Below are 12,924 nucleotides of genomic sequence, written 5' to 3'. Positions count from 1 at the left end.
GCCGAGTAAATAACGGCTTAACCCTCCCAATAAGATGTTGGATGCGTTGCCGATCCGGAATTCTACAGCTCCCGCGCCACGCCAGGCAGTGCCGGCACGAAACGGACCTCGACGAGTTGCCTGCGCTCGATCCCGGCCTCGCTGCGCTTGAGACGTGTCAACGTCTGCACGCCCTGATGCGGCCCCACCGGTGCGATCAGGATGCCGCCGACTTCGAGCCGCTCGATGAGGTTCTCTGGAATTTGCTCCACCGCGGCGGTGACGATGATGCGGTCGAAGGGGCCGATATTTGCAGGCAGATTGAGGCCGTCGCCGAGCATCACCTCGACATTGTGACAGTCCAGCTTTTCAAGCCGGGCGCGCGCGGCATCCGCGAGCTTGCGGTAGCGCTCGACCGTCAGCACCTCGCGCGCAAGCTTCGAGAGCACGGCAGCCTGATAGCCGGAGCCCGCGCCGATCTCGAGCACGCGGTGGTTCTTCTGGAGCTGAAGCTGCTCGGTCATGTAGGCGACGACGAAGGGCTGGCTGATGGTTTGCCCGCAGGCGATCGGCAGCGCGCTATCGCGATAGGCGCCGTCCCGATCAGAGGCCTCGACGAACATCTCGCGCGGCACCTCCTCCATCGTCCGCAGCACGGTTTGATCGCTGATGCCGCGACGCCTCAGCGTGAGCTGAAACATCATCTTTTCCGGCGGGCGCTGATTGGAGGTCATCGCGGGCTGTACCATCTTCGTCAGGGACCCGGATGACGGCTCGGCGCCAGTATCCGGGCTGGAATCTTGTTCCGGCTCAGGAACCCATATAGTGTTCTATCCCGGCATTTGACCACAAATCGGCTTGCAGCGGACAAGCCGCGCGGCCATTTTCAAGTATGGTTTGGCCGAAACGCGCATTGCGTCGATAAGCGTTATCTGCGAACGTTTTCGGGAATGGGCAAGGACGCAACGACAATGACCGCGACAGGGCTTTCCGGCCGCTCTGTATTCCTCGTCGAGGACGAGGTGATGATCCGAATGATGGTGGCGGATATGCTCGAAGAGCTCGGCTACAAGGTCGCCGCCGAAGCCGGAGATATCACGGAGGCAATGCGGCTGGCGCAGGCGACCGAGTTCGACATCGCCATCCTCGACGTCAACGTCAACGGCAAGGTCATCTCGCCGGTCGCCGACGTCATCCAGGCCAAGGGCTGCCCCTTCATCTTCGCGACCGGCTACGGCTCGTCGGGCCTGCCCGAGCAATATCGGGACCGTCCGGCGCTTCAGAAACCGTTTCAGCTTGACGCGCTCGGCAAGACCATCGAAGCCGCGCTTCGCGGCGGCTAGCCGCTAGTAGCAAGCGCCTTTACTTCAGTGTCGCGCTCAGCTCTTCGGAAAACGCTTCGTTGGTACGATCGAGCCGGAGCGGCGTGACCGAGACATAATGCTCGCGCAGCGCTGCCAGGTCAGTGCCTTCGGCCGCCGTGTCCATCATCACCGTGCGCTCAAAGCCGATCCAGAAATAGGGGTTGTTGCGGCCGTCCCTGCGCTCGTCGATCCTGAGGAAACCGAGATTACGCTTGCCCTGTCGCGTGACACGAATGCCGAGCACATCCTCCGGCGCACAGGACGGGAAGTTGACGTTGATGACGGTGTCCTTCGGGATGCCGGCCTTGATCACTTTGCGCAAGATATCGGGACCGAATTTGCGCGCGGTGTCCCATTGCGGCCGATCGCGCGTCTCGACGCTGAATTCCTGCGACAGCGCAAATGACGGGATGCCCAGAATGGTGCCTTCGAGCGCGCCGGCGATGGTGCCCGAATAGACCACATCCTCGGCAACGTTGCGGCCCTTGTTGACCCCGGAGAGCACGACGTCGGGGAGCTGCGCACCGAGAATATGGCGCGCGCCCATGATGACGCAGTCGGTCGGGGTGCCGCGCACAGCGAAGTGCCGCGGCCCAACTTCACGCAGGCGCAACGGGTCGTTCAGCGACAGCGAATGCGACACCCCGGACTGATCGAGCTCGGGCGCCACCACCCAAACGTCGTCCGACAGCGCGCGTGCGATCTCCTCCACGACCTTGAGGCCGGGAGCGTGGATACCGTCGTCATTGGTGCAGAGAATGCGCATGCCGGAGGTCGATTCCTGATCTGGAGTGAGGCCGTCTTATCCGGCTGGGACCGATCAGGCAAACCGGCTTCGGCGCAGACCTCACCCGCGCCGACGTTCATTACCGCAGCGCAGCAATCGAGCCATTCCCTTCAGCGGCGGACTCGCCATTGCGGCAGGAAGCGAGCGAGCCTGCCCTCAACGCGCAGCTGCATCGCAGGCGCGACCGGGCGCACGACCGGGGTCTCAATCACGCCGGGCGTCTTCAGCTGCGCAAGGAGCGGCGCAGATACCGGCGTTGCGGGGAAACGCTGGCGCGCCATCGTCAGCGCCTTGTCGAAGTCCTCGGCATTGACCCCGGGCTTCGCCCGCCGGCTCTGCACCAGGCCCTCGTCCCAAAGACGCGCAATGTCGATATCAAGCACGCCACGCAAACGCTGGTCGACGGCCTGGACGCCGGCACCTGTTACCGCCCATTGTCGGCCGATCCAGAAGATATCGTGGTGCAAGGCCATGGACGGTTGGTGTCGCGTTCGCGGGCAGCCGTCAGGATAGCCGGCCGCCCGATCTTCGCAACCAAACGTTTCTGCGTTTCAGATGGGCAACACGAATTTTTACTCGCGCGCGACCGCCTTCACGCCGCCCATATAGGGCTGGAGCACGCTGGGGACCGCGATCGAGCCGTCCTCCTGCTGATAGGTCTCCATCACAGCGATCAGCGCGCGGCCGACCGCCGTGCCCGAGCCGTTCAGCGTGTGCACGAAGCGCGGCTTGCCGTCCGGCCCGCGCGAGCGCGCATCCATGCGCCGCGCCTGGAAGTCGCCGCACACCGAGCAGCTCGAGATCTCCCGGAACATGCCGCCCTCGCCCTGCCCGGGCATCCACACCTCGATGTCGTAGGTTTTTTGCGACGAAAATCCCATATCTCCTGCACAGAGCGTCATCACGCGATAATGGAGGTCGAGTTTCTGCAACACCTGCTCGGCACAGGACAGCATCCGCTCCAGCTCGTCCTTGCTGGTCTCGGGCGTCGTGATCGAGACCAGCTCGACCTTGGTGAACTGATGCTGGCGGATCATGCCACGGGTATCGCGCCCGGCAGCGCCTGCTTCGGCGCGGAAGCACGGCGTCAGCGCAGTGAGCCGCATCGGCAGCTGCTTCTCGTCGAGGATGGACTCACGCGCGAGGTTGGTGAGCGGGACTTCGGCAGTCGGGATCAGGCCGAGGCGCTCGGTCTTCAGCCGCTCATGATCGGGCGAATCCAGCAAGTCGCCCTTGATCGCCCAGAATTGGTCGTCCTCGAATTTCGGCAACTGCCCGGTGCCGAACATGACTTCATTGCGCACCAGCAGCGGCGGGTTGATCTCGGTGTAACCGTGCTCGGTCGTGTGCAGGTCGAGCATGAACTGGCCGATCGCGCGCTCAAGGCGCGCCAGCCCCTTCTTGAGCACAACAAAGCGCGCGCCGGAGAGCTTTGCCGCAGCCTCGAAATCCATGCAGCCAAGCGCAATGCCGAGGTCGTCATGCAGCTTCGGAGCGAAACCGTAGTTGCGCCTGGCGCCGAACACGTGATGCTGGACGTTGTCATGCTCGTCGACACCATCGGGCACTTCATCGAATGGAATGTTCGGGATCGCGGACAGCTCTTTGGCCAGCTCCTCATCAGCCGCTTTCGCGGCAGCCTCGAGCTCCGGCATGGTGATCTTGAGCTCGGCGACCTCAGTCATCAGCTTCGCCGCGCGCGCCTCGTCCTTGGCCTTCTTGGCGTCGCCGATTTCCTTCGAGGCCGCGTTGCGGCGCGCCTGCGCCTGCTCCGCCGCCAGGATCGCCGCACGCCGACGCTCATCGATCGCGAGCAGCGACGCCGACAACGGCTTGAGGCCGCGCCGGGCGAGACCGGCGTCGAACGCTTGCGGATTGTCGCGGATCGATTTGATGTCGTGCATGGCAGCGGTCCTGGGGTCAGCGCGTAAACATACAGCGGAAAACGTTGTCAGTTTGCGTTGGCGCGCTCCCCCCTAGCACAGCTGTCATCGCCCGCGAAAGCGGGCGATCCAGTATTCCAGAGACGGCAGTAATTCCCCGCTGGGCTGCGGCCCTCTGGATTCCCAGCTTTCGCGGGGAATGACACCGGAACTGGCCGCCCTACTCCGCCGGATTGGCCGGCGTCGACACATCGGTGCCGGTGGCCGCCTTCGACGCGGCCGCCTTCTTCTCCACCATCGACACCGCGATGATTGAGCCCTCATAGAGCGCCAGCAGGGGAATCGCGAGCGAGCACTGGCTGAGGATATCAGGCGGCGTCAGGACTGCGGCGATGATGAAAGCCAGAACGATGAAATAGCGGCGCTTGTCGCGCAGCATCTTCGACGTGATGATGCCGACCCTCCCGAGCAGCGTCAGGATCACCGGCAGCTGGAAGGCGATGCCGAAGGCGAAGATCAGCGACATCATCAGCGAGAGATATTCGCCGACCTTGGGCAGGAGCTGGATCTGCGCGGTCTCGTCACCGCCCATCTGCTGCATGCCGAGCGAGAAGCGCACCAACATCGGCAGCACGACGAAATACACCAACGCCGCGCCGAGCACGAAGAAGAACGGGGTCGCGATCAGATACGGCAGGAAGGCCTGCTTCTCGTGCTTGTAGAGGCCGGGCGCCACGAACTTGTAGATCTGGGTGGCGACGATCGGGAACGAGATGAAGCCGGCACCGAACAGCGCGAGCTTGAGCTGGGTGATGAAATATTCCAGCAGCGCAGTGTAGATGAATTTCGAGTTCTCCGCGCCTGCGACCCACACGAACGGCCAGACCAGAACGTTGTAGATCTGCTTGGCGAAGAAGAAGCAGAAGATGAAGGCCACGCCGAAGCCGAGCAACGCCTTGATCAGCCGCGAACGCAGCTCGATCAGATGGTCCATCAGCGGAGCTTTGCTGGCCTCGATATCGGCGTCGCTCATGACGCTTTGGCGTCCTTGATCGGTTCGGGTGCAGTGTCCTGCGCAACCGATGTCTGCTCTACCTCGGTGACAATGGCGAGCGGCTCATTCACCGCCGCGTGTCCCTCGGCTTCCACGAAAGTCTCTGGCGTCGGGGCTTCCGGCGTCGTGGGCGTGGCCGGCGCTTCACTTGAAGTCGCCGGCGCTTCGCCTGAAGCCGCCGGTGGTTCGACGGAAGTCGTCGTCGACGTCTCGGCCGGCTTGTCGAGCGCATCGACGCGGAGTGCGTCGCTGACGTCCTTCTGGAGCGAGGTCATCAGGCCACCGCTCGTGAAACCGGCAGCGGCTTCCTTGACCTCGTCAAAGCTCTTCTTGAGGTCGGCCATCTCGGCCTCGCGCATCGCTTCCTGGAACTGGCCCTGGAATTCGGCGGCCATCTTGCGGGCCTTGCCCATCCACTGACCGACCATGCGCAGCACGCCCGGCAGCTCTTTCGGGCCAATGGCGACCAGGGCCACGACCCCGATCAGAACCAGCTCACTCCAGCCGATGTCGAACATGACGTCTTCCGTTCACGCGAAGCCACGATCGGCCCAATCCCTCACGCGCAGGATCGGGGCCGTTTTCCCGCGTCTCGCGTGCTCCTGGCTCAGACGGCCTTGCTGCCGACGTCGGACCGTGCCGCAGTCGGCGCGGCATTGTGCTCGATGGACTTCGAGGGCTCCTGCTTCTCGGCGGGCTTGTCGTCGTCCTGCATGCCCTTCTTGAAGGCCTTGATGCCCTGAGCCACGTCGCCCATCAGATCCGAAATCTTGCCGCGGCCGAACAGCAGCAGGACCACTGCGATCACCAGGATCCAGTGCCAAATGCTAAGTGAACCCATCCTGCAACCCTCCAAACGCGCATGGCCGGGGACCGGCCGATCTTGACCGGAACGTAGGCTTCGCAGGCGCCAAAAACAAGGACCAAGGCACCGCCAATTCGCTGTTGGCGCTACGTAATCTTGCTAGTTGTTAACTGGTCGCAGGGGACCTGTCGAAGGCCGGAGGATTACTCCTCGCTCCCCTCGCCGCCCTCATTGCCGCCTTCCGGCGGCGTCTCGGGCTCGACCGCAGGCGCCAAGGCCAGATCGAGCTCCTCGCCGGGTTCCAGCGGATCCTCGTCCTCGCGCAGTTGCGGGTCATCCGACGGCGTCGGCACGCTGAATCCGGTCGGCAGACGCGAATCCAGGAGGCCAGTGCCCTTCAGCTCCTCTAGCCCCGGCAGATCGCCGAGCTGTTCCAGGGTGAACTGCGACAGGAAATCCTCGGTGGTTCCGAAGGTCAGCGGACGGCCCGGCGTCTTGCGACGGCCACGCGGCTTGATCCAGCCGGTCTCCAGCAGCACGTCGAGCGTGCCCTTCGAGGTCACCACGCCGCGGATTTCTTCGATCTCGGCGCGCGTCACCGGCTGGTGATAGGCGATGATCGCCAGCACCTCGATGGCCGCGCGCGACAGGCGCCGGGTCTCGGTGCTCTCGCGCGTCATCAGCCAGGAGAGGTCGCCGGCGGTGCGGAACGTCCATTTGTTGGCGACCCGCACCAGGTTGACGCCGCGCAAGGCATAGTCGGCCTGGAGCTGCTCGAGCGCCGCCTTCACGTCGACGCCCTCGGGCATGCGCTTGGCGAGCGTCGCGGTATCCAGCGGTTCACTCGAGGCGAACAGCAACGCTTCCAGCAGCCGCAATTCTTCGGGACGCGCCTGGGATTCATTCTCCATCGGCTCGGCCTCTTCTACCCGCACTTCAGCCAGGCTTGCCATGGCAGCTTCTCCTTCTTGCACTTAGCCGACCGGCGCATCGGGCGCAGGAGCTGCGTCCATGACCGGTTTCGGGCGCCCCTTCCGGAAATAGATGGGCGCAAACGCCTCTTTCTGGTTCAGCTCGAGCTGACCTTCACGCACGAGCTCGAGCGCGGCGGCGAAGCTCGAGGCGAACACCGTCGCGCGCTGCGTCGGATCCGCGACGTGGCGGATCAGGAAATCATCGAGAACGCTCCAGTCGTCCTGCTCGGTGATGCTGCCGACCAGCCGCTCCAGCGTGGCGCGCGCCTCGGCCAGCGACCACACCGTGCGCTTGGCCAGATGCACGCTCGCCAGCACGCGGGACTGGCGCTGCGAGGCATAGGCCGTGAGCAGGTCGTACAGCGTCGCGGTGTATTTCGGATGCCGGATCTCGGCGATCTGCTCGGGCTCGCCGCGCGGAAAAATGTCGCGCAGCAATTGCTGCCGGTTCATCAGCCGGTTGGCCGCTTCGCGAATCGCCTCCAGGCGGCGCAGACGGTTGGCGAGCGCCGTCGCCATCTGTTCGGCGCTCGGCCCCTCGGCGCTCGGCGGCTCAGGAAGCAAGAGGCGCGACTTCAGAAAGGCGAGCCAGGCTGCCATCACCAGATAATCGGCCGCAAGCTCGAGCCGGATCTTTCGCGCAGCTTCGATGAAATGGAGATACTGATCGGCCAGTGCCAGGATCGAGATCTTGGCGAGGTCGACCTTCTGCTGCCGGGCCAGCGCGAGCAGCAGGTCGAGCGGGCCTTCATAGCCCTCGACGTCCACGACCAACGCCGGCTCGCCCTCGGCGAGCTCTGCGGGCCGGCCGGTCTCAAACGATAGAATTTCTGCGGTCATGCGGATGCCGTGTATGTGGTCAATGCGTCCAGTTCCGCATTGTCGTTGCTGTGAAGCGGCGTGCCGGCTCTGGACTTGGCGCGACTTCGCTCGCCAATGCTTCCCACTAACGCCTTCATCGGCCCGTCATTACTCGTCAACAAACCCCGGAACCCGATTGCGCTGCGAATCACCTGAGCAATCATTGTCGCAGAAGTCGTCGACGGATGGACCCGCTCGGCGGCGCCATCCACGGGAATGCTGAGGCCAGCGGGATCAGTCGGCCCTCGGGCGGTCAATTCCCAAAGAGAAGCTGCAACTTGGGGCGAAATCTCGAAGCTCAGCTTGAAGGGAATCGCACCCGGTGCACTTTCGGCACGGACAAACGCCCGCTCGGCGGCGGTCAGTTCCGTTCCGGATACGCCGGTAATGAAGGCCCGCGTGCTCATAGGGCCGATTAACCCTGCCCCAAGAGGGGGTCAAGGAAACGGCCGCTAATTCCTCTGGACGAAGCAGGACGGCAGGCCAGCAGACTTCAGATTGTTGCAGGCCTGCACCGCCTCCTCGGCCGACCCGTACGGCCCGGCGAAGGCGCGGTAGACGATGCCCTTGCCCTTGTCAGTCAGGTCGACCCGCTTGATGACCGGCGAACGGCCGCCGAGCACGCTGCCATATTTGCTCTGGAGCACCCGGTAGGACGCAGCCGCACTATCCTCACTCTGCTGCGAGGACACCTGCACGACATAGCCGCCGCCACTGGCCGCAGGCGCAATCTGCGTCGGGGCGGTCGCAGCCATGCGCTGCGGCGGCTCGGACGGCGTAGCTTGTGGTGCCAGCGAGAGCGGCTGGTTGACGCTGGCGTTGGCAGAGGTCGGCGGCATACGCGGCGCAGCGGCCGGTTTCGGCGCCGCCGCCGGCTTGGCCGCGGGCGGAGCTGCGGCTTGCGGCGCGGCGCTGTCGGTCTGGTCGCCCCTCACCGCCACCGTCTTGATTGTGCGCGGCGCATTGTTCGGCATCGTGCCGTTACTCGGAACCGGACCGGCGCCCGGCGCCGGAACATTGGATGGCGACACGCTCGCCACCGGCGGCGGGTTTGCATTCTGGTTCAGCGCCGGAAATACCACGCGGGGACCGGCAGCCTTGGCGTTGACATCGACCGGCGCCTCCTCGCGCGGCACGATCTTCTCGCCACCGTCACCTGTCACCATGCGATCCGGCACCTTCGCGGAGGAGTCCGACGGCGCCGGTATGATCTTGGTCGGCGTATTGTCGGCCTTGATGATGGGCGGCTCGCCGCTACGGGGCGAGCCGATATAGGTCTTGTAGGCGAAGGCCGCACCGGTTCCGACCACAGCGAGAGCAAGGATCGCAGCAACGGTCATCATGCCGCCGCGCGATTTCCTGGGCTCGTCGACATCGGCTTCGGCATAGTCGCTCTGGAACGCGTAAGGATCGTCCGGATAGGCCGGCTCACGCTGGAAATCCTGCTCGCCTGACTCAAGCCGGCCATAAAGCGCATCATCGTAACGCGCCGGATCCGGCTGCTCCGGGGCCTCGTAAGCCTGGGCCGGCTCCTGACGATAGCCTTGATCCTGATAAGCGTGGTCCTGATACGCCTGCGGCTGGCGATATTGCGGCTCGGGCGAAGCCGGCTGAGCCGCATAGCGATGCAGCGGATGAACCGGATTCACCGCGACGGGATGGTCAGGCTCGGGCGCGGGCTGCGGCTGCACGTTGGCACGCCGCATCCATGAGGGCGGCCCCGGCTGAGGCGGCGCGGCCTGCTCAGCGTAGTCGGGCTGATCATCGTCGTGCGAATAATCGTCGTGCTGATAGGCCTGCGCCGGTGCTGCCGCTGCAGCCGGGCGGCCCTGGGCTGCGAACGGATCGGTCTGTCCGATCAGGCGGGCAAGCTCGGCCAAGGGATCATTATCCGCCCTCCCATGCTGGTCGGCTCCGCGACCATAGTCATCGGAAGGAAGCGGTCTGTCGTGATATCGATCGGCCATCGTGATGATGCGTCCCTTCGGGAAAGCCGCGCACCCCTCGACCAAGGCGCGGCTTTCGACCCACAAGGCTTTCAAACAAGTCCAAGCGATCCGGCTTCTGCCGGAACCCCCCGAAATTCCCGTTAAGTAGTTCGCCCCAAACTACCGCATCTCGTCCGGAGCATGGACGCCGAGGATGGCGAGGCCCGATGCCAGGACAGAGACGACGCCCTGGACCATGGCCAGTCGCGCCTTTGTTAGAACTGCATCATTATTGATAATGAAGCGTAAATAGGGCAAATCGCGCCCCTTCGTCCAAAGTGCGTGAAATTCACTCGCTAAGTCATAGAGATAAAAGGCGATACGGTGCGGCTCGTGGGCGCCGGCTGCAGCTTCCAGCATCCTCGGATAAATTGCGAGGCGCTTGAGAAGATCAAGTTCGATGGGGTCCGACAGCCGTTCCAGGGCCGACTCACCGAGCCACGCGATCCGCGTCTCGGGATCCTCGGGCAGGTCCGGGAACACCTCAGCCCGCGCGTTGCGGAAGATCGAGTGGCCACGGGCGTGGCCGTACTGGACGTAGAACACTGGATTGTCGCGCGACTGTTCCATGACCTTGGCGAGGTCGAAATCAAGCACCGCGTCGTTTTTCCGGTAGAGCATCATGAAGCGGACGGCGTCCTGGCCGACTTCATCCACCACCTCACGCAAGGTGACGAAGTCCCCGCTCCGCTTCGACATTTTCACCGGCTCGCCGTTGCGCAGCAGCTTCACGAGCTGGACGATCTTGACGTCGAGCGAGCCTTTGCCCGAGGTCATCGCCTTCACCGCCGCCTGCATGCGTTTGATGTAGCCGCCGTGGTCAGCACCCCAGACGTCGATCATCTCCGCAAAACCACGGTCGAACTTGTTCTTGTGGTAGGCGATGTCGGAGGCGAAGTAGGTGTAGGAATTGTCGGACTTGATCAGCGGACGATCAACGTCGTCGCCGTAAGCGGTCGCCTTGAACAGCAATTGCTCGCGGTCTTCCCAGTCCTCGACTGGCGCACCCTTCGGGGGCGGCAGGCGGCCTTCATAGATATCGCCCTTGGCTTTCAGGAACTCGATGGTCTCGGCGACCTTGTTGTTGCCGGTCTCGATCAGCGAGCGCTCCGAGAAGAACACATCGTGCCGGATGTTGAGGGCGGCGAGATCGTCCTTGATCTCGTCCATCATCATCGCGATCGCCTTGGCGCGCACCGTCGGCAGCCACTGCGCCTCACTCATGGTGATGAGCCTATCACCGTGCTCCTTGGCGAGCGCCTGCCCGACCGGCTTCAGATAGTCGCCGGGATAGAGGCCTTCCGGGATCGCGCCGATGGCCTCGCCGAGCGCCTCGCGGTACCTGAGGAAGGCGGAGCGTGCGAGAACGTCGACCTGGGCGCCGGCATCGTTGATGTAATATTCGCGGGTGACGTCGTGGCCGCCGAACTGGAGCAGGCTCGCCAGCGCATCGCCGAACACGGCGCCGCGGCAATGGCCGACATGCATCGGTCCGGTCGGGTTGGCCGAGACGTATTCGACGTTGACCTTCGAGCCGCCGCGGACACGGCCGTAATCGGCGCCCTCGCGCAGCACCGTCCGCAGCGCCTCGGCCCAGGCGGTGGGCTGCAGCGTCAGATTGATGAAGCCGGGACCGGCGACATCGACCTTGGCGATCAGCGCATCAGAGCGGAGCCGCTCGGCAATCTGCTCGGCGAGGTCGCGGGGCTTTGCCTTGGCCTCTTTCGCAAGCACCATGGCGGCGTTCGTCGCCATGTCGCCATGGGAGGCATCGCGCGGCGGCTCGACCACCACGCGGGAGAAATCGATGCCCTCGGGCCAGTTGGCTTCCATCGCGAGTGCGCGGCAGGCGGCGTGCACGCGGGCGAGCACGTCGGCGAACAAATGCGGGCTTGAGGATGTCTCGGGCATGGCCGCCGCCTAACGCAAATCCGGGGTCGAGTCAAAGAGCCGCTGATGCTCGGTCAGGGCGAAACGGTCGGTCATTCCGGCAATGAAATTGCCGATCCGGCGGGCCCGCTCGCCCTCATTGTCGGCCTCCGCCCCGACCAGCCATTCCGGCGGCAGCTCGGCCGGCGATGTCAGGTATTTCGCGAACAGGTCGAACACGATCTGCTCCGCCTCGGCCATCACCCGCATGACCCTGGTGTGCCGGTACATGTGTCCATAGAGGAAGCCCTTGATGGCGGCCTCCTCCTCGGCGACTTCAGGCGGAAACGCGATCAGCGCCCTATTCTGCTGGCGCACGTCCTGGGCCGATTGCGGCCTGACGGCGGCAATGTTCTTCTGCGCCTCTGTGAACACCGCGCCGATCAGATGCGAGATCAGCTCACGGACCAGCTCGGCCCCGCGCCTGACGTCTTCGAGATCAGGGTAATGTGCTGAGGTCTCGGCGATGATCTCCGCCGTCAGCGGCATCACCTTGAGGTCATCGAGGTGGAACAGGCCTGCACGCAGGCCATCGTCGATATCGTGGGCGTCATAGGCGATGTCGTCGGCGATCGCCGCGACCTGCGCTTCCAGCGAGGCGAAGCTCCAGAGCTCGAGGTCGTATGTCTTGATGTAGTCGGCGATGCCGACGGGAACGCCGTGCTCGCGATAACGGCCAGTTGGCGCGCCGCTGCGATCGGTCAGGGGGCCATTGTGCTTGACGATGCCTTCGAGCGATTCCCAGGTCAGGTTCAGCCCGTCGAATTCAGGATAGCGATGCTCCAGCGCCCCGACGACGCGGAGCGCCTGGGCGTTGTGGTCGAAGCCGCCGAAATCCCTCAGGCAGGCGTCCAGCGCCCGTTCACCGGCATGGCCGAACGGGGGATGACCGAGATCATGGGCCAGCGCCAGGGTTTCGGTGAGGTCCTCGTCCAGCCCAAGCTGCCGGGCCAGCGCCCTGGCGATCTGCGCCACCTCCAGCGAATGGGTCAGCCGTGTCCGGTAATGGTCCCCCTCGTGGAACACGAACACCTGGGTCTTGTACTTCAGGCGACGGAACGCGGTGGAATGGATCACCCGGTCGCAATCCCGCCGGAACGGGCTCCGGGTCCGGCTCGGCGGCTCCGCGACCAGCCGGCCGCGGCTGCGATCGGGGTCGCAGGCATAGGGCGCGCGGGGGGCTGCCATTCCGACGGACACGACGAATTTAGTCCCTATCCATTTGATTCTGCGTATCCTTGCACTTAACTATGCCCGACGCGGGATACCAAATGAATTGGCTATGACGCGGACGACCGGA

Annotated in this window: 14 protein-coding genes; 1 reads left to right on the top strand and 13 read right to left on the bottom strand. The window is 64.3% G+C overall.

Features of this window, described 5'->3' with window-relative positions; genetic code table 11:
• Window positions 1-62: 62 nt before the first annotated feature.
• Window positions 63-713 carry a protein-L-isoaspartate(D-aspartate) O-methyltransferase gene (locus ACVWZ4_RS28935; protein WP_456735221.1) on the bottom strand — a complete coding sequence of 217 codons (651 nt, stop codon included), beginning with the start codon at window positions 711-713 and terminating at the stop codon, window positions 63-65.
• A gap of 237 nt (window positions 714-950) precedes the next feature.
• Here ACVWZ4_RS28935 and ACVWZ4_RS28930 point away from each other — a divergent pair, with 237 nt between their 5' ends.
• Window positions 951-1,322 carry a response regulator gene (locus ACVWZ4_RS28930; protein WP_456703689.1) on the top strand — a complete coding sequence of 124 codons (372 nt, stop codon included), beginning with the start codon at window positions 951-953 and terminating at the stop codon, window positions 1,320-1,322.
• A gap of 19 nt (window positions 1,323-1,341) precedes the next feature.
• Here the strand turns inward: ACVWZ4_RS28930 and surE are convergent, their stop codons facing one another.
• The 12 genes from surE to ACVWZ4_RS28870 form a co-directional block, all read right to left on the bottom strand.
• Window positions 1,342-2,109: a 5'/3'-nucleotidase SurE gene (gene surE, locus ACVWZ4_RS28925; RefSeq protein ID WP_456703690.1), complete on the bottom strand. Its 768-nt coding sequence runs from the start codon at window positions 2,107-2,109 to the stop codon at window positions 1,342-1,344.
• 131 nt (window positions 2,110-2,240) lie between these two features.
• A complete protein-coding gene (locus ACVWZ4_RS28920; RefSeq protein WP_456741670.1) occupies window positions 2,241-2,603 on the bottom strand; it encodes a hypothetical protein in 363 nt (120 codons plus the stop codon).
• 99 nt (window positions 2,604-2,702) lie between these two features.
• Entirely contained in the window at window positions 2,703-4,034 is a 1,332-nt protein-coding gene (serS, locus tag ACVWZ4_RS28915; RefSeq protein ID WP_456703692.1) for a serine--tRNA ligase, read from the bottom strand.
• Window positions 4,035-4,233: 199 nt separating this feature from the next.
• The gene (tatC, locus tag ACVWZ4_RS28910; RefSeq protein WP_092229352.1) at window positions 4,234-5,046 is read right to left on the bottom strand and encodes a twin-arginine translocase subunit TatC; all 813 of its coding nucleotides are present in this window, start codon (window positions 5,044-5,046) and stop codon (window positions 4,234-4,236) included.
• On the bottom strand, window positions 5,043-5,585 hold the full coding sequence (gene tatB, locus ACVWZ4_RS28905) for a Sec-independent protein translocase protein TatB (protein ID WP_456741669.1): 543 nt from the start codon (window positions 5,583-5,585) through the stop codon (window positions 5,043-5,045). Before tatB ends, tatC begins: the two co-directional genes overlap by 4 nt.
• An 89-nt stretch (window positions 5,586-5,674) precedes the next feature.
• Window positions 5,675-5,908: a twin-arginine translocase TatA/TatE family subunit gene (locus ACVWZ4_RS28900; protein WP_027529733.1), complete on the bottom strand. Its 234-nt coding sequence runs from the start codon at window positions 5,906-5,908 to the stop codon at window positions 5,675-5,677.
• Between the two features lie 167 nt (window positions 5,909-6,075).
• Window positions 6,076-6,825, bottom strand: a complete 750-nt coding sequence (gene scpB, locus ACVWZ4_RS28895; RefSeq protein WP_456741668.1) for an SMC-Scp complex subunit ScpB — start codon at window positions 6,823-6,825, stop codon at window positions 6,076-6,078.
• A gap of 21 nt (window positions 6,826-6,846) precedes the next feature.
• Window positions 6,847-7,686, bottom strand: coding sequence for a segregation and condensation protein A (locus ACVWZ4_RS28890; protein ID WP_456703695.1), 840 nt, complete (start codon window positions 7,684-7,686; stop codon window positions 6,847-6,849).
• Window positions 7,683-8,114: a hypothetical protein gene (locus ACVWZ4_RS28885; RefSeq protein WP_456763652.1), complete on the bottom strand. Its 432-nt coding sequence runs from the start codon at window positions 8,112-8,114 to the stop codon at window positions 7,683-7,685. The genes ACVWZ4_RS28890 and ACVWZ4_RS28885 overlap by 4 nt, the downstream gene beginning before the upstream one ends.
• 45 nt (window positions 8,115-8,159) lie before the next feature.
• On the bottom strand, window positions 8,160-9,674 hold the full coding sequence (locus ACVWZ4_RS28880; RefSeq protein ID WP_456703697.1) for an SPOR domain-containing protein: 1,515 nt from the start codon (window positions 9,672-9,674) through the stop codon (window positions 8,160-8,162).
• Window positions 9,675-9,815: 141 nt separating this feature from the next.
• On the bottom strand, window positions 9,816-11,606 hold the full coding sequence (argS, locus tag ACVWZ4_RS28875) for an arginine--tRNA ligase (RefSeq protein ID WP_456741666.1): 1,791 nt from the start codon (window positions 11,604-11,606) through the stop codon (window positions 9,816-9,818).
• A gap of 9 nt (window positions 11,607-11,615) precedes the next feature.
• On the bottom strand, window positions 11,616-12,812 hold the full coding sequence (locus tag ACVWZ4_RS28870; RefSeq protein WP_456703699.1) for a deoxyguanosinetriphosphate triphosphohydrolase: 1,197 nt from the start codon (window positions 12,810-12,812) through the stop codon (window positions 11,616-11,618).
• Between the last annotated feature and the right edge of the window lie 112 nt (window positions 12,813-12,924).

The organism is Bradyrhizobium sp. USDA 4472 (assembly GCF_054058595.1).
The sequence above is the reverse complement of the archived record's forward strand: the minus strand, read 5'-3'. Positions and strand labels throughout refer to the sequence as shown.

Excerpts from the sequence above, each read along its gene's own strand:
- ACVWZ4_RS28935 (WP_456735221.1), bottom strand. The coding sequence starts at position 713 with ATGACCTCCAATCAGCGCCCGCCGGAAAAGATGATGTTTCAGCTCACG.
- ACVWZ4_RS28930 (WP_456703689.1), top strand. The coding sequence starts at position 951 with ATGACCGCGACAGGGCTTTCCGGCCGCTCTGTATTCCTCGTCGAGGAC.
- surE (WP_456703690.1), bottom strand. The coding sequence starts at position 2,109 with ATGCGCATTCTCTGCACCAATGACGACGGTATCCACGCTCCCGGCCTC.
- ACVWZ4_RS28920 (WP_456741670.1), bottom strand. The coding sequence starts at position 2,603 with ATGGCCTTGCACCACGATATCTTCTGGATCGGCCGACAATGGGCGGTA.
- serS (WP_456703692.1), bottom strand. The coding sequence starts at position 4,034 with ATGCACGACATCAAATCGATCCGCGACAATCCGCAAGCGTTCGACGCC.
- tatC (WP_092229352.1), bottom strand. The coding sequence starts at position 5,046 with ATGAGCGACGCCGATATCGAGGCCAGCAAAGCTCCGCTGATGGACCAT.
- tatB (WP_456741669.1), bottom strand. The coding sequence starts at position 5,585 with ATGTTCGACATCGGCTGGAGTGAGCTGGTTCTGATCGGGGTCGTGGCC.
- ACVWZ4_RS28900 (WP_027529733.1), bottom strand. The coding sequence starts at position 5,908 with ATGGGTTCACTTAGCATTTGGCACTGGATCCTGGTGATCGCAGTGGTC.
- scpB (WP_456741668.1), bottom strand. The coding sequence starts at position 6,825 with ATGGCAAGCCTGGCTGAAGTGCGGGTAGAAGAGGCCGAGCCGATGGAG.
- ACVWZ4_RS28890 (WP_456703695.1), bottom strand. The coding sequence starts at position 7,686 with ATGACCGCAGAAATTCTATCGTTTGAGACCGGCCGGCCCGCAGAGCTC.
- ACVWZ4_RS28885 (WP_456763652.1), bottom strand. The coding sequence starts at position 8,114 with ATGAGCACGCGGGCCTTCATTACCGGCGTATCCGGAACGGAACTGACC.
- ACVWZ4_RS28880 (WP_456703697.1), bottom strand. The coding sequence starts at position 9,674 with ATGGCCGATCGATATCACGACAGACCGCTTCCTTCCGATGACTATGGT.
- argS (WP_456741666.1), bottom strand. The coding sequence starts at position 11,606 with ATGCCCGAGACATCCTCAAGCCCGCATTTGTTCGCCGACGTGCTCGCC.
- ACVWZ4_RS28870 (WP_456703699.1), bottom strand. The coding sequence starts at position 12,812 with ATGGCAGCCCCCCGCGCGCCCTATGCCTGCGACCCCGATCGCAGCCGC.